Origin of the sequence: Winogradskyella sp., from assembly GCF_965228925.1 — a bacterium.
GTDB lineage: Bacteria > Bacteroidota > Bacteroidia > Flavobacteriales > Flavobacteriaceae > Winogradskyella.
This window is the reverse complement of the sequence record NZ_OZ245845.1, coordinates 3,272,284-3,298,477: the sequence shown is the minus strand read 5'-3', so window position 1 is coordinate 3,298,477 and position 26,194 is coordinate 3,272,284. Positions and strand designations below refer to the sequence as shown.

Here is a 26,194-nt window from a genome sequence, read left to right as displayed (position 1 = left end):
TTCTTTTAAAAGCCAGATGTAATAGCATCTGGCTTTTATTTTTTCATTACATCATTATCATGAAGATTAATACCCACATCATATCTACAGGCTTATTATTTGGCTTCATATGTCTTTTATTTATGCAGTGGTCAAATTCAAATTTCAAAAGCCTCAATAATTATAGTCCTAAAGCCATCGGTCATATCAATAGTAAGTTTAAAAATGATTTAAACGATTTAGTAAAATCTACTGTAGATTTTAGAACCACTACCGAAGGTTTTATTAATCAAGAAAAATCAAACGAAACCCTATGGAGTGCTTACCGGGCATTACGCGACCAATTCAAAAAAGTGGAATTTTTTATTGAGTATTTGGATAAAGAAGCCTATGATAAAATTATAAATGGTGCGCCGTTACCAAAGCTAGAAAAAAAAGTGGCGGATATTACTGTGCTACAACCACATGGTTTTCAGGTTATTGATGAAATAATGGGTAGTGAAAGTCTATCTACCGCTCAGACAAAAAAAGAACTCTTAGAAGAGGTAAAAATCCTAGAGTCCAACATAAAAAAAATTCATGCTTTTTTAGAAGTTAGGGCCGTTACGGACCGACAGTTCTTTGAGGCAGCTCGAATGGGAATGATTCGCTTGGCCACTTTAGGGACAACTGGCTTTGATACACCCGGCACATTACAAGGCATAGAAGATGCTACCGTGGTTCTAAATCATATCAACACGTATATGAATCTTTACAAGCCCGAGTTAAAAAATGTAAAGCGGACTGAATTATTAAAACAATCAAATAGAATATTTAAAAAAGGTATAAAGCTGACTAAAAATGCAGATTTTGAGAATTTTAATAGACTTGTTTTTATTAAGGAAATTATTAATCCAGCTTATAAAACCATTAAGGACATTCATTTGGCTTTAAATTATGAGACTATCGATGAAGTCTCACGTTTCATACAAGCAGTAAATTATAAGGCTGATAATTTATTTGACTCTGATTTTCTAAATTCTTTTTTTTATGTGAGTCTTCAAAATGACAGTACATATAAGGCTAAAGCAGAACTAGGAAAACTTTTGTTTTATGACCCTATTTTATCACATAGTAATGAGATGTCTTGTGCTACTTGTCACGATCCAAAAAAAGCATTCACTGATGGTAAAACTTTGAGTATATCAAATACTGGCGACCCTTTAAAGCGAAATGCCATGACTTTAAATTACTCTGTATATGCGATGAGCTTCTTCCATGACTTAAGAGCGAAAAACCTTGAAAATCAATTTGAGCATGTTGTAGTTAGTGATGACGAGTTTAATACATCTTACCAAGAAATTATCAAGAAAGTAAATTATAGCGACACCTACAAAAATTTATTTACAAAAGCCTTCCCAGAAATTAAGAACAGAAAAATAAGGTCTAACGATATAGATTATGTTCTGGCGGCCTATGTTATGAAGCTCAATACCTTTGACAGCCCTATCGACAAATTTTTCCAAAATAAAATTACAGAGTTATCTGAATCCGTAGAGCGTGGTTTTAATTTATTTGCAGGAAAAGCGGCTTGTGCCACTTGTCATTTTGTACCATTGTTTTCAGGAAATTTGCCGCCTTTATTTGTAGACAGTGAAGCCGAAGTCTTAGGAGTACCAGAAAACAAGGAAGAACCTTGGACCCTAGATGATGATCTTGGGAGAGTTGGTAATGGGGTTACCCAAGACAAAGCCACATTTTATGAAGCAGCATTTAAAACGCCCACTATAAGAAATATAGATCTAACAGGGCCTTATATGCACAATGGCGTTTTCGATACCTTAGAAGAAGTCATGGACTTTTACAACAAAGGTGGAGGTGCTGGTGGAGGTATGGATTTAGAACACCAAACATTAGCTAGTGATCCGCTTGGTCTTACTGATAAGGAAATTGAAGATATTATTGCATTTATGAAAGCGCTTACAGATACCAAAAAGTTCCAACAGCCAAAGGAACTACCAAGAGACTTCGATAACGACAACATCAATAAAAGAAGCTTTTAATAGGTATAAGGAACAGTTAAAAAGTATTAGAAATTCTCATATTGTGTATTTAAAGAATATCTTTGATTGAGATATCCATATCACATGAGAAATTTTGCTTTCATTTTATTGCTTTTGGTCCTAGCCGTAACAAGTTGCGAAGGCCGTAAAACACAATCTCAAGCGCTTAAGGAAGCCATTGAAGACTTCAAAAAAACCGTTACGGTTGAAATCCCGGTCTACCAGCCCGAATCGTATATGGAACGTGAGGTTGATACCTTATTGCATAATGGCTATCGCGTAAAAATTAAGACCTATACCGATATGGACCATGCGGTACTTTTCACCAAAATTAAGGATACGATTAACTATCAGACCTATTACAGGAATTTTAAGTTCCATATCCTCATAGAGAAAAATGGTAAACGCATTTTTAATACACATTTCGACAAGACGCGTATAAATTCACTTCTTGAGTACAAGGATTCACCTATATCCGAGCTAAGGGATTTTGATAAACTCAGTGTATTGAAATCCATAGAATTAAATAAGGATTTACCAAATTCTGAATATGTTGAAATAGATATCATGTATGCCATTCCCAATACAGATAAAGTAGCATTACATACTATTTCCATAAATGAAAAAGGTCTGATGAACATTAAACGAAAACAAGTAAATTAAAATGCTAGGACTTAAATTACCGACCGACCCAAGATGGGTGAACATTGTAGAAAAAAATATTGAAGACATCTTAACGGATCACGCCTATTGCGAGCAGAAGGCCGCAAGTACAGCAATTTCTCTAATTGTTAGTTTTCCAGAATATACAGAACTCGTTGAAGAAATGATCGATTTGGTAAATGAAGAGATGAGTCACTTTAAAATGGTGCATGATCTCATTTTAGAGCGTGGTTGGATCCTCGGAAGAGACCGTAAGGATGAATATGTGATTGCGCTTTTAAAGTTCTTCCCAAAAGGAGGTAGTAGAACCACACAATTGGTACATCGGCTTTTATATGCGGCGCTTATTGAAGCACGAAGTTGTGAACGCTTTAGGTTATTGTCTGAAGAACTCGCGGATAAAAAACTGGCTAAGTTCTACAGAAAACTCATGATTAGTGAGGCAAGTCATTATACCATGTTTTTAAACTTCGCCAGAACCTATGGAGATCGAAAAGAAGTGGATAAAAAATGGCAACAACTCTTGGATTATGAAGCAGATATCATGAAAGATTTAGGCAAAAAGGAAACCATTCATGGATGATTTTTCTAACTTATAATCTCATTAACTAATCGAATTTTTTAATGAAAAAGCTCTACCTCATTTCTATCTTATCTGTTCTATTTAGTTTTAGTATTCAAGCTCAATCTGATTTATTGGGAACTTGGTATCTTAACCTTGTTATTAAAGATGGTGTTACTTACCCCAATTACTTTAATGACATGACCATTTTTTACATTGAGTTTACCAACGAACCAGGAGCCTTATCTGATAGTTTTGAGTTCTCAATGGGACATGGTTGCGAGGCTTCACAAGGTTTATACACTATAAATTCAGATGAAATAACGATTTCAGGAATTACTACCCTTAGTTTTGATTGTGAGACCCAAGCGCATTCGCAATATAATACTCTTTTTTTCGATGAATTTGACTATGATAACAGTGGTAATGGTTCAATACATAATTATGTGATTTCTGGAAATATAAATGATGAAGTCCTAACCTTCACTAATTTAAACGGGAATTCTTTAGTGTATAAAAAGCAACAACCTCAAGGTATACTGGTATCTACTTGGTGGTTATATCGAATTGACATTCCTGGAAATCCAGTAATTGATATTCCTGAAACCGACAGTCCGAACATTATGTTTACTAATAATATTTATGCACTGAATCCCTTTACGCCCGAAGCCCATGGATCTGGACAGTGCAATGGCTTTTTTAGCACCTATTTTGTATCATTTAATGGTGCCAATAATATTAGCTTTAGCAATTTTAGCCAAACACTTTTGGATTGCTCTTTTTCTGTATATGAATTGATCTACTTTCAAACATTATATAACCCAGGCACTAACTTTTTTGAGTTTGAAATTGTAAACAATGGAGAAACACTCATTCTCACCGATCTTTTGGGCGTTAAGCTAACTTTTGGCAATGTATCATTGTCTAATGATGAGCAAACTATTACATCTTCGACTATTTCACTCGGACAAAATCCTATTGACAATCAGATAGACCTTCTATATGATGAAAGTATATTATCAAAAGACATTAACTACAGTATCTACAGTGTCGATGGCAAACTCATGACATCAGCAAGTCTGAATCAGAAATCAATTGATATTAGTAACGCGGACGCCGGTATTTATTTCATTAGCTTTAGTGAAAACAATACTGTAGTATCAACATTAAAATTTATAAAAAAATAAAGGCTTCAACCTTTTGGTCAAAGCCTTTCGATTATCAATATATTTTATTTCTAAATCTTTATACCAAACCCAAACTGCATCACATGATTTCGGGCTTCTGAGTCAGTTAAATCCTCATCCAAGATGTTTGATAGCCCAAATGAATATCGTGCATCAATGAATAATTCGTCGGTAATCATATACTCTGCACCTACTACGCCAGAAAAAGCAAAAGTCGAAAAGCCATCGCTATTTTTCCAGGTCTTTAAGGCAATTTGCGGTCCAGCTCCAAAAGATAAACGTTCAGAAGCTGATAACTTAAGCATAATTGGCATTTGAATGTAATCTGCTCTGAGGTCTTCATCTTTTCCACCTTCAGCAGACCATTGTAATTCCGTATGTAGCGTTAATTCTTCAGAAAATCCAAAATCAACAAAACCAGCAAAGGCAAAACCATTGCGATGTTTGTTTTCGAAAGTGGCATCTGGGTCAAAATCCAAGTTAGAGATATTAAGTGCACCTCTAACACCATATTTTATCTCCTGAGACACGCCTATTGTGACAAAACAGGCAAATAAGGAGGCCAGTAAAAGTTTTTTCATAATAATCAATTTGAGACGGTGAATATAGTTTAAAATCTAATTTCAGGGTAAATGTATAGATTTTTGTAGTAATAAATTAGTTCAACGGTTATATTTATAGGTCATAATCATACGGTTACACTCGATACCGTTTCGTAATATATACTTTTAATAATGCCATCTGATAGACCAATTTTGGGAACATAGATATCTTTTGCGCCACTCCATTTCATGGCAGATAAATAAATACGAGTCGCAGGAATAATAACATCTGCCCTATCTTGATTAAGATCTAATCTCGTAATACGTTCCTCGTAAGTATAACTCTGAAGGGTTTTATAGTAATTGCTCAAGTAAAAGTAAGTCAATGGTTTACCAAGATCAACTCCAGATATTTTAAAAATCTTGTTGATATTACCACCAGAACCGAGAAGTGCTATTTTATAATATTGACTTGTATTTTCTTTTATCCAATGCTCCAATTCGGTCCAAGAGTCGTCTTTGACCATATCATTCAATAGTCGTACAGTCCCAATTTTGAACGATTTAGAGTTGACCTTAACGCCGTTATGAATAATAGAAAACTCCGTGCTTCCACCTCCAACATCGACATACAAATAGGTTTTATTTGGGTCTATAAAGGTGTTAAGGTCGGTTTCTGCAATAATAGCAGCTTCTACTTCACCATCAATAATATCAATATTAATTCCACTGGTTTCTAAAACTGTTTTGGTCAAAGGAACACTATTACTGGCTTCGCGCATAGCCGATGTTGCACAAGCCTTATAACGTGCCACACCATGCGATTTCATGAGCAAACTAAAAGCCATCATGGTATCTATCATACGTTGTTGGTTGTATTCTGATATTTCCCCGTTGATAAAAACATCAGCACCCAATCTAATGGGTACACGCACTAAGGAGTTCTTCTTAAATTTTACAGGTTTATGGTCTTCTTCAATAATATTGGATATAAGTAGTCTTACTGCATTAGATCCAATATCTATAGCCGCGTATTTCTGTATCTTCAGCATTTTACCCTTCAAGCTTATTTAAATAATAATTATAAGTGTCGAATTGCGCTCTAACCTTAGGCTGATCATTTCTTCGATATGTATTATCCTGTGTTTCGTTAATATAGCGCGCTTTCACATTATCGTTCCAACAAATCTCATAAAGATCCAGTAATTCCTTTTTTATATCTTCATCATAAATTGGACAACTCACTTCTACACGATTATCTATGTTCCTCGTCATCCAATCAGCTGAGGAAATAAATATTTTTGGATCGTCGTCATTAGCAAATACATAGAGCCTGGTATGCTCCAAAAATTTGTCTATGATACTAATCACCTCAATATTCTCGCTCATCCCGACTACACCAGGTACCAAACAGCATAGACCTCTAACAATCATCTGTATCTTTACACCAGCCCTACTAGCCTCATACAATTTATCAACCATTTTATAACTGCTGATACTATTCATTTTTAATTTGATATAAGCTGGCTTCCCTTTTTTTACATTTTCAATTTCATTGTCAATAAGCGCAAACAATTTTGTTCGTGTATAATGTGGAGACGTGATGATATGTTTGTATCTATTCACCATATAATTAACTTCAAAAAAGTTAAATACTTTATTGACGTCCTTAAGAATTTTAGAATTTGAAGTTAAGAGCGTAAAATCAGTATATATTTTTGCTGTAGATTCGTTAAAATTACCCGTACTTATAAAACCGTATCTTACTAATTTATGCTTTTCTTTCCTTTCTATAACGCACATTTTACAATGTACTTTTAAACCTGTAACACCAAAAAGCATGTTTACACCAGCGTCCTGCATTTGCTCGGCATAATTAATATTCGCTTCTTCATCAAAACGAGCCCTAAGTTCAATCGACACTGTGACCTCTTTCCCATTTTTAGCAGCATTAATGAGCGAACTGGCAACATGAGAAATCTGAGCAAGCCTGTATATCGTAATCTTAATAGTTTTTACGTTTGGATCTAAGGCGGCTTCACGCAAGAACTTAACGATATATGAAAACGTATGATATGGGGTGTAGATTAAATAATCTTTCTCGGCTATGGTCTTGAATATACTTTCATGAAAGCTTAATCCTTTTACTGGCAAGGGTTTGATTTTTTCGTAAAGCAAATCGGTTCTCCCTAAGCTGGGGAACCCCATATAGTCGCGTCGATTGTGATAACGTCCCCCAGGTATGATACTATCTTTGGAGTCAATGTCCATACGCTCTAAAAGAAATATTAAGGTGTCATCATCTATATTTTTATCATAAACAAAACGTACAGGGTCGCCACTTTTTCTACCTTTAACACTACGCGATAATTTATCTACAAAACTCTTACTCAAGTCACTATCAAAATCGAGTTCCCCATCTCTTGTGATCTTAATCATATGTGCGGTAATCGCATCATAACTAAAGATGTTAAATATATCATCTAAACAATACCTAAGTAAATCATCTACCATAATGATATAATTAGAATCGTCTTTACTCGGCAAAACGATAAAGCGATCCATGGCTTTAGATATTTCTATAAGCGCATATCGATTTGGCCCTGTTTTACTCGACATTTTCACGTTGAGATAAGCCGCGCTATCCTTAAGTTCGGGAATGCCAACATCTTCATTTAAAACAATAACCACAAGAGCTGGGCTAATCTCTTGATAGAAATAGTTTTTTATAAAATCGTGTTGATCAGAATCAATTTTCGTTTCATTGATGATATGAATCTTTTCCCGCTCTAATTCTCTATTTATGGAATCTAAGATTTCCAGACTTTCGCTTTGCTGATCTATGACTATTTTTGTAATCTGTGCCAAAAGATCACTAGCCTTTATACCCCCTAGCTCACTTTTCCCACCTTTACCTGCCTCGTCAATACGCTTAACCGTGGCATAGCGCACTTTAAAAAACTCATCTAGATTATTGGAAAAAATACCCAAAAACCGTAAACGCTCAATTAGTGGAACGCTCTGGTCAGCCGCTTCTTGTAATACGCGCGCATTAAATTGCAACCAACTCAATTCGCGGTTGATATAAACATTTTTGTCTTTAGTCATTGCTTTAATTCCTTGGGGATAATGATCAATTCAGTGGTTCCTTGCTTTAAATCTTGCCAATTAGCGATGTCAAATTTAAGCTTAATTAACCCACTGGTTGGAACATTTTCTATAAACTTATCACCAAAAATGTTCGCAATTGATGTGAATGCATAATTGTGCCCAAAAATCATAATATCGTCATAAGTATTTGGTAAGGCTTTAATAAAGCGCAAAACATTTTCGCCACCAAAATCATATAAACTATCTTCAATTGAAATAGAATTTTCTGACAAACTAAATATTTTGGTAAAAATCTTACAAGTTGACAATGCTCTATTGGCAGGACTCGAAAAGATGTGTTTTGGAATTTTATTAGACTTAATAAATTCATTTGCAACTAATTGAGCATCATTTATTCCTCTCTGTTTTAAAGGCCTTTGCCTATCGGAAACATCAAATTCCCAAGACGATTTTCCATGTCTTACAAGTACAATTGATTTCATTTTTTTTCGATTAAATGCAATTTTTATCGACAAAATGTTGCATATCTCCGTTTTAACGATTATTTTGCCGCTTTAGCTCTTATGTTTGTTTAAAACTTTGGTTATAAGTTCTTTTGTTATGTAAAATTAATGTAAATGACCCCAAATCGAAAATATTAGTCCATTCTAGATTCCATTTACGTTAAAATTTTTTCCCTCTATATTTTTTTGCAATTAACGAAAACAAAAATGTTGCATAAGATTTAATGATTATCAGTATCGTTTATTGAACATACTATCGACGTTAAATGAAGTGCAGCATAACATTATAAGTTATTAGGAAACTATTTATAAAGAATAAATACTTGTTAATCATGTTTAATGTACCTAAATATTTCAAATTGCGTTGTATCGCACTTTTATTTATAGGCGGCTCCTTTTGTGGTTATTCCCAAAAATGCGAATCTGATCTCAAAGTAGAGAAAGACAGAAGCTATAGATCCTTAGATATCAATGACGGCGTTGTTTTTAATCTGAGTCTCACAAACACATCGATATCTAACGATACATATACGATTGTTACCGAGGACCTAAAAATCGATTGTGCAAACAAGCACTACCCATCAAAAGGGTCTAATACACCGGTTTTTATAGAAGTATTAAGTAAAGATGGTAGACCTTTGAGCGGCAATAAAATCTCTATCCGTTCAGGAGAATCGATACAATTTAAAGTAAAAATCAGTACTGCAAAAAATACAGTTTCAGACAGATGGAGCTGTATCGATGTAAAAGCCATAAGTGATAACTGCAAAACAGAAACTAGTAATACCATTTTAAAGGTATACGTCCCAAATCTTGATAGTGGCGAATAGTTATACTAATTGACACTTAAAGAACAAACTAACGAGCAAATCATCAATAATGAAAGCTATAAAACTACCAGTACCTTATATTACTTTTATTAAAACATTAACAAGACCTCTTCTCTTGATTTTGTTTTTCATGTTTTCTATAAATCAGGCTATTGGTCAAGAAATTACTATCAACAAAATCGCTGTTGAAAATAGCGCTAGTTGTAATCAGTTTGATATAACCTTAGAAGTTATAGGTAATCCTCCACCAAGACCACAAGAGGTCGTATTGATAATCGATCGTTCAGGTAGTATGGATGATGGCCCTGTCCCAGAGCCCATAGATTTTGCTCAAGACGCAGCTATCGATTTTATTGAAAACTTTTTCAATCCCGCAAACAACCCTACTGGTCTTAACCGTTTAGCTATTGTGACCTACGCAGCATCTGCAACCCTAGATCAAGGGCTTACGGACAGTACGGGCGAAGCTTCTTTGATTGCCACAGTTAATGCTATAACCACAGGAGGTGCAACAAATATTGCACAAGCCATACAAGCGGCCGATAATGAACTTATTAATAATGGAACTTTTGATTGTGCAACCTCAAGAAGTATCATTCTTTTGACGGATGGTGTACCTACACGAGATTTTGGTGGTGATGATTGCGATTCTGATGACACTTCGAGCGATTGTATAGATGACGCCATAACCGCAGGAGTCAATGCACAAACTACCACGGTATCTGGCGTGGTTTTTGATCAAAGTGTATTTACTATTGGTCTTACCGGGGCAATTTCTGGTACGCAACAGACAACAGCATTAAATACCTTAAATGCCATTCAAAATGCTGGTGCCTTTTCTACTGAGAATAATGCAGACCTTAGCGGTATTTATAGCGCCATTTTAGGTCAATTAGTACCTGCTGCAAGTCAATTATCTGGGCAAGCTCTAGTTACTGACCAAATCGGAAGTGCATTTAACTTCGTTCCTGGAAGTTTTAATGCGAGCAAAGGTACCGCAACAAACTCAGGACAAGAAGTCTCTTGGTTTGTAGACCATGTGTTTAATGAAACAATTACGCTCCAATATTCCATTGTAGCAACATCAGATTCTTGTGGAATTAACCCATCGGGAACAGGTGTTATTAATTATGAAAACTCAGACTGTCAAGTTGCATCTGCAAATTTTAATAATGCACAAGTCTGTATTCCATGCCCAGAATTAAATACGACCTTAACGAGACAAGGCTGTACAAACTTTATTGACTATTCTGGTACAATAAATCAAAATGGCTGTACATCGACCAGTGATAATTTTGAATGGCAATTTTCACTAAATGGAACAGTTGTAGGAACAGCTAATCAATTATCAGGGACTTTTGAATATACGGGTTCTGACCCATTTACCGGAAACTTTAGTGCATCGCTTGTTTATAATGGTACCTATGGTGCTGGTTGTAACCTAGATCCCGTTAGTAGTGATAGCACAATTATCATAGATCCAATATTGGGGGCAACGGTCGAATCTACTACAGATCTTGACTGCTTTGGCGCAACAACTGGAGCCATTAATATTACAGTTACAGGAGGAACACCCCCTTACACCTATGTTTGGAGTAATGGAGAAAATACGGAAGATATATCTGGTATCCCTTCTGGTTCTTATAATGTAGAAATTTCTGACTCAATAGGATGCTCTTTTACTTTTGCTACTGCTATTAATATTAATGGACCTGCAGCTGGACTTTCAGAAACAGCTACCATCACGGACGTACTCTGTAACGGGGACGCCACAGGAGCCATAGACATTACCGTTTCGGGAGGTACCGCGCCATATTCCTATTCATGGGACAGCGGACAGACCACGGAAGATATTTCGGGATTGACCGCAGGCGACTATCAGGTCACCGTAACGGACGCCAACAACTGTATCTTGGTGCAGACCTATACCGTGGCTCAGCCTACAGCCGGCCTTTCTGAGACAGCTACCATCACGGACGTACTCTGTAACGGGGACGCCACAGGAGCCATAGACATTACCGTTTCGGGAGGAACAGCACCGTACTCCTATTCATGGGACAGCGGACAGGCGACGGAAGACATTTCTGGATTGACCGCAGGTGACTATCAGGTCACCGTAACGGACGCCAACAACTGTATCTTGGTGCAGACCTATACCGTGGCTCAGCCTACAGCTGGCCTTTCGGAGACAGCTACCATCACGGACGTACTCTGTAACGGGGACGCCACGGGAGCCATTGACATTACCGTTTCTGGAGGTACCGCTCCATATTCCTATTCATGGGACAGCGGACAGGCGACGGAAGATATTTCGGGATTGACCGCAGGTGACTATCAGGTCACCGTAACGGACGCCAATAACTGTACATTGGTACAGACCTATACCGTGGCTCAGCCTGTAGCAGGCCTTTCGGAGACAGCTACCATCACGGACGTACTCTGTAACGGGGACGCCACAGGAGCCATAGACATTACCGTTTCGGGAGGAACAGCACCATATTCCTATTCATGGGACAGCGGACAGGTGACGGAAGATATTTCGGGATTGACCGCAGGTGACTATCAGGTCACCGTAACGGACGCCAATAACTGTATCTTGGTACAGACCTATACCGTGGCTCAGCCTGTAGCAGGCCTTTCGGAGACAGCTACCATCACGGACGTACTCTGTAACGGGGACGCCACGGGAGCCATTGACATTACCGTTTCTGGAGGAACAGCACCGTACTCCTATTCATGGGACAGCGGACAGGTGACGGAAGATATTTCGGGATTGACCGCAGGTGACTATCAGGTCACCATTACCGATGCCAATAACTGTATCTTGGTACAGACCTATACCGTGGCTCAGCCTTCAGCCGGCCTTTCGGAGATAGCTGCCATCACGGACGTACTATGCAACGGGGACGCCACAGGAGCCATAGACATTACTGTTTCGGGAGGTACAGCGCCCTACACCTATTCATGGGACAGCGGACAGACGACGGAAGACATTTCGGGATTGACCGCAGGCGACTATCAGGTCACCGTAACGGACGCCAACAACTGTATCTTGGTACAGACCTATACCGTGGCTCAGCCTACAGCAGGCCTTTCGGAGACAGCTACCATCACGGACGTACTATGTAACGGGGACGCCACAGGAGCCATAGATATCACCGTTTCGGGAGGAACAGCACCGTACTCCTATTCATGGGACAGCGGACAGGCGACGGAAGACATTTCGGGATTGACCGCGGGTGACTATCAGGTCACCGTAACGGATGCCAACAACTGTATCTTGGTACAGACCTATACCGTGGCTCAGCCTACAGCAGGCCTTTCGGAGACAGCTACCATCACGGACGTACTATGTAATGGGGACGCCACAGGAGCCATAGACATTACCGTTTCTGGAGGAACAGCGCCCTACTCCTATTCATGGGACAGCGGACAGGCGACGGAAGATATTTCAGGATTGACCGCAGGCGACTATCAAGTGACTATTACCGATGCCAACAACTGTATCTTGGTGCAGACCTATACCGTGGCTCAACCTTCAGCTGGCCTTTCGGAGACAGCCGCTATCACGGACGTACTCTGTAACGGGGACGCCACAGGAGCCATAGACATTACCGTTTCTGGAGGAACAGCGCCCTACTCCTATTCATGGGACAGCGGACAGGCGACGGAAGATATTTCGGGATTGACCGCAGGCGACTATCAGGTCACCATTACCGATGCCAATAATTGTATCTTGGTGCAGACCTATACCGTGGTACAGCCTGTAGCACCACTTTCATTATCTATAACATCTCAAACTAATATTACATGCAGTGGTACAGGAAACGTTATCATAAATGCATCTGGTGGAACCGCACCTTATCTATACAGCTTAGATGGTGGTAGTACAACACAAAGCATAGGGAGTTTTTCGGACTTGTCCCAAGGTAATTATACAGTAACTGTAATAGACAATAATAATTGTATAGAGCAAATTGATGTGTTTATAGAAAATGCATGTATTGCCTTAGTCAAAATTGCCGACGTTACCCTAGACCCTAACGACAACTGTTTGGATATCGACGTCAACGGTACCATCGACTATATCCTTACCGTATCCAATGAAGGAAACGTGAGCTTGGATAACGTCACCATAGATGATTCCATAATCAATAACGCGAGTATTGTCCTTGTATCGGGCGATAACAATAGCGATAATATACTACAGGTCGATGAGACGTGGATCTATAACGCTAGCTATAGCGTAACCCAGGACGACATCGACGCCGCTCAGGTTACCAATACCGCCTCGGTAACGGCTGACGACCCTGCCGATAACCGAGTGAACGATACCTCGGGAGCTACGGTTGGAGACAACAACCCGACGGTAACACCGATATGTACAGATGCAGTAATCAGATTGGTCAAGGTAGCCGACGTTACCCTAGATCCTAACGACAACTGTCTGGATATCGATGTCAACGGTACCATCGACTATATCTTTACCGTATCCAATGAAGGTACGGTGAGCCTTGACAATGTTGTGCTCAACGATCCGCTAGTGGCCAATGCTACCCTGGACGCCTCTACAGATATCAATGGAGATGGTATCCTTTCCGTGGGCGAATCATGGACCTATAACGGTAGCTATAACGTAACCCAGGACGACATCGACGCCGCTCAGGTCACCAATACCGCTTCGGTAACGGCCGACGATCCTGCCGATAACCAGGTCAACGATACCTCGGGAGCTACGGTTGGAGACAACAACCCTACCGTAACACCGATATGTACAGATGCCGCCATTGCCCTTATCAAAGTGGCCGACGTGACGCTCGATCCTAACGACAACTGTCTGGATATAGACGTCAACGGTACCATAAACTATATCTTCACCGTATCCAATGAAGGGAACGTAAGCCTTGACAATATCGTGCTCGACGATCCGTTGGTGAGCAATGCCACCCTGGACGCCTCTACAGATATCAATGGAGATGGTATCCTTTCAGTGGGCGAATCATGGACCTATAACGGTAGCTATAACGTAACCCAGGACGATATCGATGCAGGACAGGTCACCAATACCGCTTCGGTAACGGCCGACGACCCTGCCGATAACCAAGTGAACGATACTTCGGGAGCTACGGTTGGAGACAACAACCCTACCGTAACGCCGATATGTACCAATGCCGCCATTGCCCTTGTCAAGGTAGCCGACGTTACCCTAGACCCTAACGACAACTGTCTGGATATCGACGTCAACGGTACCATAGACTATATCCTTACCGTATCCAATGAAGGAAACGTGAGCTTGGATAACTTAACCATAGATGATTCCATAATCAATAATGCGAGTATTGTCCTTGTATCGGGCGATAGCAATAGCGATAACATACTACAGGTCGATGAGACATGGATTTATAACGCTAGCTATAATGTAACACAGGATGATATCGATGCAGGACAGGTCACCAATACCGCTTCGGTAACGGCCGACGATCCTGCCGATAACCAAGTGAACGATACCTCGGGAGCTACGGTTGGAGACAACAACCCTACCGTAACACCGATATGTACCAATGCCGCCATTGCACTTATCAAAGTGGCCGACGTTACCCTAGACCCTAACGACAACTGTCTGGATATCGACGTCAACGGTACCATTAACTATATTTTTACCGTGTCCAATGAAGGAAACGTGAGCCTTGACAATGTCGTGCTCAACGATCCGTTGGTGAGCAATGCCACTCTGGATGCCTCTACAGATATCAATGGGGACGGTATCCTTTCCGTCGGAGAGTCATGGACCTATAACGGAAGTTACAACGTAACACAGGACGATATCGATGCAGGACAGGTCACCAATACCGCTTCGGTAACGGCCGACGATCCTGCCGATAACCAAGTCAACGATACCTCTGGGGCTACGGTTGGAGACAACAACCCTACCGTAACGCCGATATGTACCAATGCCGCCATTGCCCTTATCAAGGTGGCCGACGTTACCCTAGACCCTAACGACAACTGTTTGGATATCGACGTCAACGGTACCATCGATTATATCCTTACCGTATCCAATGAAGGAAACGTGAGCTTGGATAACGTTACAATAGATGATTCCATAATCAATAACGCGAGTATTGTCCTTGTATCGGGCGATAGCAATAGCGATAATATACTGCAGGTCGATGAGACATGGATCTATAACGCTAGCTATAGCGTAACCCAAGACGACATCGACGCTGCTCAGGTCATCAATACCGCTTCGGTAACGGCCGACGATCCTGCCGATAACCAAGTCAACGATACCTCGGGAGCTACGGTTGGAGACAACAACCCTACCGTAACGCCGATATGTACAGATGCAGTAATCAGATTGGTCAAGGTGGCCGACGTGACGCTAGACCCTAACGACAACTGTCTGGATATCGACGTCAACGGTACCATAGATTATATATTTACCGTATCCAATGAAGGGAACGTGAGCCTTGACAATGTCGTGCTCAACGATCCGTTGGTGAGTAATGCCACCCTTGATGCCTCTACAGATATCAATGGGGACGGTATCCTTTCCGTCGGTGAGTCATGGACCTATAACGGTAGCTATAACGTAACACAGGACGATATCGATGCAGCACAGGTTACCAATACCGCTTCGGTAACGGCTGATGATCCTGCCGATAACCAAGTCAACGATACCTCGGGAGCTACGGTTGGGGACAACAACCCTACCGTAACGCCGATATGTACAGATGCAGTAATCAGATTGGTCAAGGTAGCCGATGTTACCCTAGACCCTAACGACAACTGTTTGGACATCGACGTCAACGGTACCATCGACTATATATTTACCGTATCCAATGAAGGTACGGTGAGCCTTGACAATGTCGTGCTCAACGATCCGTTGGTGAGCAATGCCGCCCTTGATGCCTCTACAGATATCAATGGGGACGGTATCCTTTCCGTCGGTGAGTCATGGACCTATAATGGTAGCTATAACGTAACACAGGATGATATCGATGCAGGACAGGTCACCAATACCGCTTCGGTAACGGCCGACGATCCTGCCGATAACCAAGTCAACGATACCTCGGGAGCTACGGTTGGGGACAACAACCCTACCGTAACGCCGATATGTACAGATGCTATTATCAGATTGGTCAAGGTAGCCGACGTGACGCTCGATCCTAACGACAACTGTTTGGATATTGATGTCAATGGTACCATTAACTATATCTTTACCGTATCCAATGAAGGTACGGTGAGCCTTGACAATGTCGTGCTCGACGATCCGTTGGTGAGCAATGCCGCCCTTGATGCCTCTACAGATATCAATGGGGACGGTATCCTTTCCGTGGGCGAATCATGGACCTATAACGGCAGCTATAACGTAACACAGGACGATATCGACGCTGCTCAGGTTACCAATACAGCCTCGGTAACGGCCGACGATCCTGCCGATAACCAAGTGAACGATACCTCGGGAGCTACGGTTGGAGACAACAACCCTACCGTAACACCGATATGTACAGATGCCGCCATTGCACTTGTCAAGGTGGCCGACGTGACGCTAGACCCTAACGACAACTGTCTGGATATCGACGTCAACGGTACCATAGATTATATATTTACCGTATCCAATGAAGGGAACGTGAGCCTTGACAATGTCGTGCTCAACGATCCGTTGGTGAGTAATGCCACCCTTGATGCCTCTACAGATATCAATGGGGACGGTATCCTTTCCGTCGGTGAGTCATGGACCTATAACGGCAGCTATAACGTAACACAGGACGATATCGATGCAGCGCAGGTTACCAATACCGCTTCGGTAACGGCTGACGATCCTGCCGATAACCAAGTCAACGATACCTCGGGAGCTACGGTTGGAGACAACAACCCTACCGTAACGCCGATATGTACAGATGCAGTAATCAGATTGGTCAAGGTAGCCGATGTTACTCTAGACCCTAACGACAACTGTTTGGACATCGACGTCAACGGTACCATAGATTATATATTTACCGTATCCAATGAAGGGAACGTGAGCCTTGACAATGTCGTGCTCAACGATCCGTTAGTGGCCAATGCCACCCTTGATGCCTCTACAGATATCAATGGGGACGGTATCCTTTCCGTCGGTGAGTCATGGACCTATAACGGTAGCTATAACGTAACACAGGACGATATCGATGCAGCGCAGGTTACCAATACCGCTTCGGTAACGGCTGACGATCCTGCCGATAACCAAGTCAACGATACCTCGGGAGCTACGGTTGGAGACAACAACCCTACCGTAACGCCGATATGTACAGATGCAGTAATCAGATTGGTCAAGGTAGCCGACGTGACGCTAGACCCTAACGACAACTGTTTGGACATCGACGTCAACGGTACCATAGATTATATATTTACCGTATCCAATGAAGGGAACGTGAGCCTTGACAATGTCGTGCTCAACGATCCGTTGGTGAGTAATGCCACCCTTGATGCCTCTACAGATATCAATGGGGACGGTATCCTTTCCGTCGGTGAGTCATGGACCTATAACGGTAGCTATAACGTAACACAGGACGATATCGATGCAGCACAGGTTACCAATACCGCTTCGGTAACGGCCGATGATCCTGCCGATAACCAGGTCAACGATACCTCGGGAGCTACGGTTGGAGACAACAACCCTACCGTAACGCCGATATGTACAGATGCTATTATCAGATTGGTCAAGGTAGCCGACGTGACGCTAGACCCTAACGACAACTGTCTGGATATCGACGTCAACGGTACCATAGATTATATCTTTACCGTATCCAATGAAGGTACGGTGAGCCTTGACAATGTCGTACTCAACGATCCGTTAGTGGCCAATGCCACCCTTGATGCCTCTACAGATATCAATGGGGACGGTATCCTTTCCGTCGGTGAGTCATGGACCTATAACGGAAGTTACAACGTAACACAGGACGATATCGATGCAGGACAGGTCACCAATACCGCTTCGGTAACGGCTGACGATCCTGCCGATAACCAGGTCAACGATACCTCGGGAGCTACGGTTGGAGACAACAACCCTACCGTAACGCCGATATGTACAGATGCAGTAATCAGATTGGTCAAGGTAGCCGACGTGACGCTAGACCCTAACGATAACTGTCTGGACATCGACGTCAACGGTACCATAGATTATATATTTACCGTATCCAATGAAGGTACGGTGAGCCTTGACAATGTCGTGCTCGACGATCCGTTAGTGGCCAATGCTACCCTTGATGTATCTACAGATATCAATGGGGACGGTATCCTTTCCGTGGGCGAGTCATGGACCTATAACGGTAGCTATAACGTAACACAGGATGATATTGATGCAGGACAGGTAACCAATACTGCTTCGGTAACGGCCGACGATCCTGCCGATAACCAAGTGAACGATACCTCGGGAGCTACGGTTGGGGACAACAACCCTACCGTAACGCCGATATGTACAGATGCCGCCATTGCCCTTGTCAAGGTGGCCGACGTGACGCTCGATCCTAACGATAACTGTCTGGATATCGACGTCAACGGTACCATCGACTATATCTTTACCGTATCCAATGAAGGAAACGTGAGCCTTGACAATGTCGTGCTCGACGATCCGTTGGTGAGCAATGCCACACTTGATGCCTCTACAGATATCAATGGGGACGGTATCCTTTCCGTTGGTGAGTCATGGACCTATAACGGTAGCTATAACGTAACACAGGATGACATCGATGCCGCTCAGGTCATCAATACCGCTTCGGTAACGGCTGATGATCCTGCCGATAACCAGGTCAACGATACCTCGGGAGCTACGGTTGGGGACAACAACCCTACCGTAACGCCGATATGTACAGATGCCGCCATTGCCCTTGTCAAGGTGGCCGACGTGACGCTAGATCCTAACGATAACTGTCTGGACATCGACGTCAACGGTACCATAGATTATATATTTACCGTATCCAATGAAGGTACGGTGAGCCTTGACAATGTCGTACTCAACGATCCGTTAGTGGCCAATGCCACCCTTGATGCCTCTACAGATATCAATGGGGACGGTATCCTTTCCGTTGGTGAGTCATGGACCTATAACGCTAGCTATAACGTAACACAGGATGACATCGATACCGCTCAGGTCATCAATACCGCTTCGGTAACGGCTGACGATCCTGCCGATAACCAGGTCAACGATACCTCGGGAGCTACGGTTGGGGACAACAACCCTACCGTAACACCGATATGTACAGATGCCGCCATTGCCCTTGTCAAGGTGGCCGACGTGACGCTAGATCCTAACGATAGCTGTCTGGACATCGACGTCAACGGTACCATCGATTATATCTTTACCGTGTCCAATGAAGGGAACGTGAGCCTTGACAATGTCGTGCTCAACGATCCGTTGGTGAGCAATGCCACCCTTGATGCCTCTACAGATATCAATGGGGACGGTATCCTTTCCGTCGGTGAGTCATGGACCTATAACGGAAGTTACAACGTAACACAGGACGACATCGATGCCGCTCAGGTCATCAATACCGCTTCGGTAACGGCTGACGATCCTGCCGATAACCAGGTCAACGATACCTCGGGAGCTACGGTTGGGGACAACAACCCTACCGTAACACCGATATGTACAGATGCCGCCATTGCCCTTGTCAAGGTGGCCGACGTGACGCTAGATCCTAACGATAGCTGTCTGGACATCGACGTCAACGGTACCATAGATTATATATTTACCGTATCCAATGAAGGTACGGTGAGCCTTGACAATGTCGTACTCAACGATCCGTTAGTGGCCAATGCTACCCTTGATGTATCTACAGATATCAATGGGGACGGTATCCTTTCCGTTGGTGAGTCATGGACCTATAACGGAAGTTACAACGTAACACAGGATGACATCGATGCAGCACAGGTCACCAATACCGCTTCGGTAACGGCCGATGATCCTGCCGATAACCAGGTCAACGATACCTCTGGGGCGACGGTTGGAGACAACAACCCTACCGTAACGCCGATATGTACAGATGCTATTATCAGATTGGTCAAGGTAGCCGACGTGACGCTCGATCCTAACGACAACTGTTTGGATATCGACGTCAACGGTACCATCGACTATATATTTACCGTATCCAATGAAGGTACGGTGAGCCTTGACAATGTCGTACTCAACGATCCGTTAGTGGCCAATACCACCCTTGATGCCTCTACAGATATCAATGGGGACGGTATCCTTTCCGTCGGTGAGTCATGGACCTATAACGGAAGTTACAACGTAACACAGGACGACATCGATGCAGCACAGGTCACCAATACCGCTTCGGTAACGGCCGATGATCCTGCCGATAACCAGGTCAACGATACCTCTGGGGCGACGGTTGGAGACAACAACCCTACCGTAACGCCGATATGTACAGATGCCGCCATTGCCCTTGTCAAGGTGGCCGACGTGACGCTCGATCCTAACGATAGCTGTCTGGATATCGACGTCAACGGTACCATCGACTATATCTTTACCGTATCCAATGAAGGAAACGTGAGCCTTGACAATGTCGTGCTCGACGATCCGTTGGTGAGCAATGCCACCCTTGATGCCTCTACAGATATCAATGGGGACGGTATCCTTTCCGTTGGTGAGTCATGGACCTATAACGGTAGCTATAACGTAACACAGGATGACATCGATACCGCTCAGGTCATCAATACCGCTTCGGTAACGGCTGACGATCCTGCCGATAACCAGGTCAACGATACCTCGGGAGCTACGGTTGGGGACAACAACCCTACCGTAACGCCGATATGTACAGATGCCGCCATTGCCCTTGTCAAGGTGGCCGACGTGACGCTAGATCCTAACGATAGCTGTCTGGACATCGACGTCAACGGTACCATCGATTATATCTTTACCGTGTCCAATGAAGGGAACGTGAGCCTTGACAATGTCGTGCTCGACGATCCGTTGGTGAGCAATGCCACCCTTGATGCCTCTACAGATATCAATGGGGACGGTATCCTTTCCGTTGGTGAGTCATGGACCTATAACGGTAGCTATAACGTAACACAGGATGACATCGATACCGCTCAGGTCATCAATACCGCCTCGGTAACGGCCGATGATCCTGCCGATAACCAGGTCAACGATACCTCTGGGGCGACGGTTGGAGACAACAACCCTACCGTAACGCCGATATGTACAGATGCAGTAATCAGATTGGTCAAGGTAGCCGATGTTACCCTAGACCCTAACGACAACTGTCTGGATATCGACGTCAACGGTACCATAGATTATATATTTACCGTATCCAATGAAGGTACGGTGAGCCTTGACAATGTCGTACTCAACGATCCGTTAGTGGCCAATGCTACCCTTGATGTATCTACAGATATCAATGGGGACGGTATCCTTTCCGTCGGTGAGTCATGGACCTATAACGGAAGTTACAACGTAACACAGGATGATATTGATGCAGGACAGGTCACCAATACCGCTTCGGTAACGGCCGACGATCCTGCCGATAACCAGGTCAACGATACCTCGGGAGCTACGGTTGGAGACAACAACCCTACCGTAACACCATTGTGCTTTAATCCAGGAATAAGTATAGTTAAAACTGGTTTATTCAATAATGAAAGTATAAATGAGTGTGCTGAACTAGGAGAAACTATTAGCTACACCATTACGGTAACAAATACAGGTAATGTAAGTCTTGATAATATTGGAGTTATTGATTCATTACTTGATAATGCCAATCCATCAGTACCACTTCAGTTCATAACATCTGGAGATGCTGATAATGACAATGAGTTAGATCCAACTGAGACTTGGATATATACCGCAGATTATCCAATTACAGCAGACGATATTATTGCCTTAGAAGTTGATAATACGGCTACAGTAAATGCTCAAAGCGTTGTTAATGGTGATTCTGTCTCAGATATGGTAACAATCACAACAGAATTAGTCAAGGATACGACTCCTCCAGATTCTAGCTCTTGCGCACCTTTAGATGAAACTATAGAATGTAACGGAGTTAATAATGAAACCCTAGCAGATAACTGGAATACGGCTAATATACAAGCACTTCAAGACTGTGCTACTGACAATTGTGACGATAACTTTAGCGTGACTTCAGATTATGCATTTTCAAACCTAGTCACAACTTGTGGAGCAGCTGGAACAATTAATGTAACCTATACATTAACGGATATACAAAATAATTCTAGCACATTTACGGCGACATTTACTATTGAAGATAATACAGCACCAGTAATTGATACGTTACCGGCTGAGTCAACAATAGACTGTCCAGATACACCTAGTTTTGCAACAGCTACTGCAACAGACGCTTGTGGTAGTGACTTTACATTAACTTTTGAAGATGTAACAACGAACGGTAGCTGCGCCGGGAATTATTCTGTCACCAGAACATGGACTGCCACTGATGAATGCGGTAATGTTTCAACAGCATCGCAAACTATTAATGTACAAGATATAACGGCACCAACGTTGACTGTACCTTCAGATATCACTATTGAATGTACAGAAGATGAGTCCTCTGCAAATACGGGCATGGCTACAGGTACTGATACCTGTGGAACAGTGACCATCACTGAATCTGATGTAGAAACTGCGGCTTGTGGCAATACCAAGACCATTGTAAGAACTTGGACTGTAACCGATGAATGTGGTAACACGGTGTCCGCCGATCAAATGATAACAGTAGTAGATACCACGCCACCGGCTATAGATAATACGAATAAGGACGATATTGTTATTCAGTGTGGAGTAACACCTGATGGCACCTTAGAAGCTTGGCTTGCTAATAATGCCGGTGCAACGGCTACCGACACTTGTGGTACGGTAACATGGTCTAATGACTATGGCTCCAACACTAATGTAGATTGTGCCAATGGCGCTATTACAGTGACCTTTACTGCTACCGATGATTGTGGTAATGCATCCAGTACTACGGCTACGTATTCTATTATCGATACTGTGGATCCTGTTTTAACTATTCCTGCGGACATTACTATAGAGTGTACTGAGGATACAACTCCAGCAAATACAGGAACAGCAACGGCAACTGATGATTGTGCAGCACCTAATGTGTCTTTTATAGATACTGAAGCGCCTAACTGTGGTAACACCAAAACCATCACCAGAACATGGACTGCTGTTGATGCTTGCGGTAATACAGTATCCGCTAATCAAACAATTACTGTGGTCGATACCACGGCACCAACCTTTACAGTGCCTGCGGACATTACCATTGAATGTGATGTCGATCCAACGGATCTTAGCATTACAGGCGATGTGACCGATGAGGCCGATAACTGTTCTTCTGGTCTTGAGGCCGTATATTCTGATAATGTCGCTGATGGTAGTTGTGCCAATGCCTCAATCATCACGCGTACTTGGACTTTGACCGATGACTGCAATAACACAACGACGCTTGTACAGACCATTACCGTTGAAGATACAACCGCTCCGACCTTTACAGTGCCTGCGGACATTACCATTGAATGTGATGTCGATCCAACGGATCTTAGCATTACAGGCGATGTGACCGATGAGGCCGATAACTGTTCTTCTGGTCTTGAGGCCGTATATTCTGATAATGTCGCTGATGGCAGTTGTGCCAATGCCTCAATCATCACGCGTACTTGGACTTTGACCGATGACTGTGATAACACAACGACGCTTGTACAGACCATTACCGTCGAGGATACAACCGCTCCGACCTTTACAGTACCTGCGGATATTACCATTGAATGCGATGTCGATCCAACGGATCTTAGCATTACAGGCGATGCGACCGATGAAGCCGATAACTGTTCTTCTGGTCTTGAGGCCGTTTATTCTGATAATGTCGCTGATGGTAGTTGTGCCAATGCCTCAATCATCACGCGTACTTGGACTTTGACCGATGACTGTGATAACACAACGACACTTGTACAGACGATTACCGTCGAGGATACGACCGCTCCGACCTTTACAGTGCCTGCGGACATTACCATTGAATGTGATGTCGATCCAACGGATCTTAGCATTACAGGCGATGTGACCGATGAGGCCGATAACTGTTCTTCTGGTCTTGAGGCCGTTTATTCTGATAATGTCGCCGATGGCAGTTGTGCCAATGCCTCAATCATCACGCGTACTTGGACTTTGACCGATGACTGCGATAACACAACGACGCTTGTACAGACCATTACCGTTGAGGATGCAACCGCTCCGACCTTTACCGTGCCTGCGGATATTACCATTGAATGTGATGTCGATCCAACGGATCTTAGCATTACAGGTGATGTGACCGATGAGGCCGATAACTGTTCTTCTGGTCTTGAGGCCGTTTATTCTGATAATGTCGCTGATGGTAGTTGTGCCAATGCCTCAATCATCACGCGTACTTGGACTTTGACCGATGATTGCGATAACACAACGACGCTTGTACAGACCATTAACGTCGAGGATACAACCGCTCCGACTTTTACCGTGCCTGCGGATATCACCATAGAATGCGATGTCGATCCAACGGATCTTAGCATTACAGGTGATGTGACCGATGAGGCCGATAACTGTTCTACTGGCCTTGAGGCCGTTTATTCTGATAATATCGCTGATGGCAGTTGTGCCAATGCCTCAATCATCACGCGTACTTGGACTTTGACCGATGACTGTGATAACATAACGACGCTTGTACAGACCATTAATGTTGAGGATACAACCGCTCCGACCTTTACCGGACCTGCAGACATTACCATTGAATGTGATGTGGATTCAACAGATCTTAGCATTACTGGCGATGTGACCGATGAAGCCGATAATTGTGCTACAGGACTAGATGCGACTTACTCAGATGTTACATCTGATAGTGTTTGTATTGGTGATTATATTATTGAACGTACTTGGAAACTGATCGACAATTGTGGAAATGAAACCGAATATATTCAGATTATAACTGTTCAGGATACAACAGCGCCTACACTAGTAACTCCAATTGAGGACATTACCATAGTGTGCGACGATGTTCCTGATGTACCGAACTTGATATTTGAAGATGCATGTTCTAACAATATCGCTGTAGTATTTAATGAGGATTCAAATCAAGTTAATGACTTCGAAGATTACGAAATTATAAGAACATGGACCGTTACGGACGATTGTGGTAATGAAGCTGTATTCACACAAAATGTTTTTGTCGAATTCCAAAATGTCATTAGCACTTCAGATACTAACCTTTGTGTACTAGATGAAGAACTTGATTTATTCGATTTATTATCTGGTGATTTCGAAGATAATGGAACTTGGACCGCTGTTTCAGGTGATGCAACCCTAGATGACAGTTTCTTTGATCCGTCTACTGTTGAAGTTGGTGTTTATACATTCAGGTATGCGATCACGGAAGGGTCATGTCCTACAGAAGTAGAAGTCAACGTGACTGTTGATGATGATTGTGTTGTACTCGCCTGTGGACAGGATAATGTGGTTATTTCTAAGACCGTAACTGCCAATGGCGATACTATAAACGATGTATTTGAAGTTACTGGTATTGAAGATTGTGGCTTTGTTATCGAGTTACAAATATTTAATCGTTGGGGCGCAGAAATTTATAAAAACAATAATTATCAAAATGATTGGAATGGTGACGCCCATGGATCTTCCGCTGGTGTCTCTGGTAAAGTCCCAACAGGAACTTATTACTATATTATTAATTTAAGAAATAGTGGATTGGCACCATTTACAGGTCCTATTTACGTTGCAACTGATAAATAAA

10 protein-coding genes are annotated in these 26,194 nt (G+C 42.5%); 6 read left to right on the top strand and 4 right to left on the bottom strand.

Annotated elements, in window-relative coordinates:
- Nucleotides 1–59: 59 nt before the first annotated feature.
- The 4 genes from ACO052_RS13560 to ACO052_RS13545 all read left to right on the top strand — a co-directional run bounded on the left by ACO052_RS13560 (nucleotide 60) and on the right by ACO052_RS13545 (nucleotide 4,433).
- Entirely contained in the window at nucleotides 60–2,021 is a 1,962-nt protein-coding gene (locus tag ACO052_RS13560) for a cytochrome-c peroxidase (protein ID WP_422104317.1), read from the top strand.
- A gap of 84 nt (nucleotides 2,022–2,105) precedes the next feature.
- Nucleotides 2,106–2,684 carry a hypothetical protein gene (locus ACO052_RS13555; RefSeq protein ID WP_422104316.1) on the top strand — a complete coding sequence of 193 codons (579 nt, stop codon included), beginning with the start codon at nucleotides 2,106–2,108 and terminating at the stop codon, nucleotides 2,682–2,684.
- Between the two features lies 1 nt (nucleotide 2,685).
- On the top strand, nucleotides 2,686–3,267 hold the full coding sequence (locus ACO052_RS13550; protein WP_422104315.1) for a tRNA-(ms[2]io[6]A)-hydroxylase: 582 nt from the start codon (nucleotides 2,686–2,688) through the stop codon (nucleotides 3,265–3,267).
- Between the two features lie 41 nt (nucleotides 3,268–3,308).
- Nucleotides 3,309–4,433, top strand: a complete 1,125-nt coding sequence (locus ACO052_RS13545; RefSeq protein ID WP_422104314.1) for a T9SS type A sorting domain-containing protein — start codon at nucleotides 3,309–3,311, stop codon at nucleotides 4,431–4,433.
- Nucleotides 4,434–4,483: 50 nt separating this feature from the next.
- On the opposite strand, the gene ACO052_RS13540 is transcribed toward ACO052_RS13545, so the two are convergent.
- The 4 genes from ACO052_RS13540 to ACO052_RS13525 all read right to left on the bottom strand — a co-directional run bounded on the left by ACO052_RS13540 (nucleotide 4,484) and on the right by ACO052_RS13525 (nucleotide 8,568).
- Complete coding sequence (locus tag ACO052_RS13540) at nucleotides 4,484–5,014, bottom strand: porin family protein (protein WP_422104313.1); 531 nt, start codon at nucleotides 5,012–5,014, stop codon at nucleotides 4,484–4,486.
- Between the two features lie 107 nt (nucleotides 5,015–5,121).
- Nucleotides 5,122–6,027 carry an exopolyphosphatase gene (locus ACO052_RS13535; protein WP_422104312.1) on the bottom strand — a complete coding sequence of 302 codons (906 nt, stop codon included), beginning with the start codon at nucleotides 6,025–6,027 and terminating at the stop codon, nucleotides 5,122–5,124.
- A 1-nt stretch (nucleotide 6,028) separates the two neighbouring features.
- Nucleotides 6,029–8,083 (bottom strand): polyphosphate kinase 1, encoded by a 2,055-nt coding sequence (gene ppk1 / locus ACO052_RS13530; RefSeq protein WP_422104311.1) that lies wholly within the window; start codon nucleotides 8,081–8,083, stop codon nucleotides 6,029–6,031.
- Entirely contained in the window at nucleotides 8,080–8,568 is a 489-nt protein-coding gene (locus ACO052_RS13525) for a SixA phosphatase family protein (RefSeq protein WP_422104310.1), read from the bottom strand. Before ACO052_RS13525 ends, ppk1 begins: the two co-directional genes overlap by 4 nt.
- Before the next feature lie 353 nt (nucleotides 8,569–8,921).
- Here ACO052_RS13525 and ACO052_RS13520 point away from each other — a divergent pair, with 353 nt between their 5' ends.
- Together ACO052_RS13520 and ACO052_RS13515 are read left to right on the top strand one after the other, a co-directional pair.
- Nucleotides 8,922–9,419, top strand: a complete 498-nt coding sequence (locus tag ACO052_RS13520) for a hypothetical protein (RefSeq protein ID WP_422104309.1) — start codon at nucleotides 8,922–8,924, stop codon at nucleotides 9,417–9,419.
- A 49-nt stretch (nucleotides 9,420–9,468) separates the two neighbouring features.
- Complete coding sequence (locus ACO052_RS13515) at nucleotides 9,469–26,193, top strand: DUF7507 domain-containing protein (protein ID WP_422104308.1); 16,725 nt, start codon at nucleotides 9,469–9,471, stop codon at nucleotides 26,191–26,193.
- The last annotated feature ends 1 nt before the right edge of the window (nucleotide 26,194 follow it).

Bases quoted from the DNA above. Each gene is read 5' to 3' on its own strand.
- ACO052_RS13560 (WP_422104317.1), top strand. From the start codon at position 60: ATGAAGATTAATACCCACATCATATCTACAGGCTTATTATTTGGCTTC.
- ACO052_RS13555 (WP_422104316.1), top strand. From the start codon at position 2,106: ATGAGAAATTTTGCTTTCATTTTATTGCTTTTGGTCCTAGCCGTAACA.
- ACO052_RS13550 (WP_422104315.1), top strand. From the start codon at position 2,686: ATGCTAGGACTTAAATTACCGACCGACCCAAGATGGGTGAACATTGTA.
- ACO052_RS13545 (WP_422104314.1), top strand. From the start codon at position 3,309: ATGAAAAAGCTCTACCTCATTTCTATCTTATCTGTTCTATTTAGTTTT.
- ACO052_RS13540 (WP_422104313.1), bottom strand. From the start codon at position 5,014: ATGAAAAAACTTTTACTGGCCTCCTTATTTGCCTGTTTTGTCACAATA.
- ACO052_RS13535 (WP_422104312.1), bottom strand. From the start codon at position 6,027: ATGCTGAAGATACAGAAATACGCGGCTATAGATATTGGATCTAATGCA.
- ppk1 (WP_422104311.1), bottom strand. From the start codon at position 8,083: ATGACTAAAGACAAAAATGTTTATATCAACCGCGAATTGAGTTGGTTG.
- ACO052_RS13525 (WP_422104310.1), bottom strand. From the start codon at position 8,568: ATGAAATCAATTGTACTTGTAAGACATGGAAAATCGTCTTGGGAATTT.
- ACO052_RS13520 (WP_422104309.1), top strand. From the start codon at position 8,922: ATGTTTAATGTACCTAAATATTTCAAATTGCGTTGTATCGCACTTTTA.
- ACO052_RS13515 (WP_422104308.1), top strand. From the start codon at position 9,469: ATGAAAGCTATAAAACTACCAGTACCTTATATTACTTTTATTAAAACA.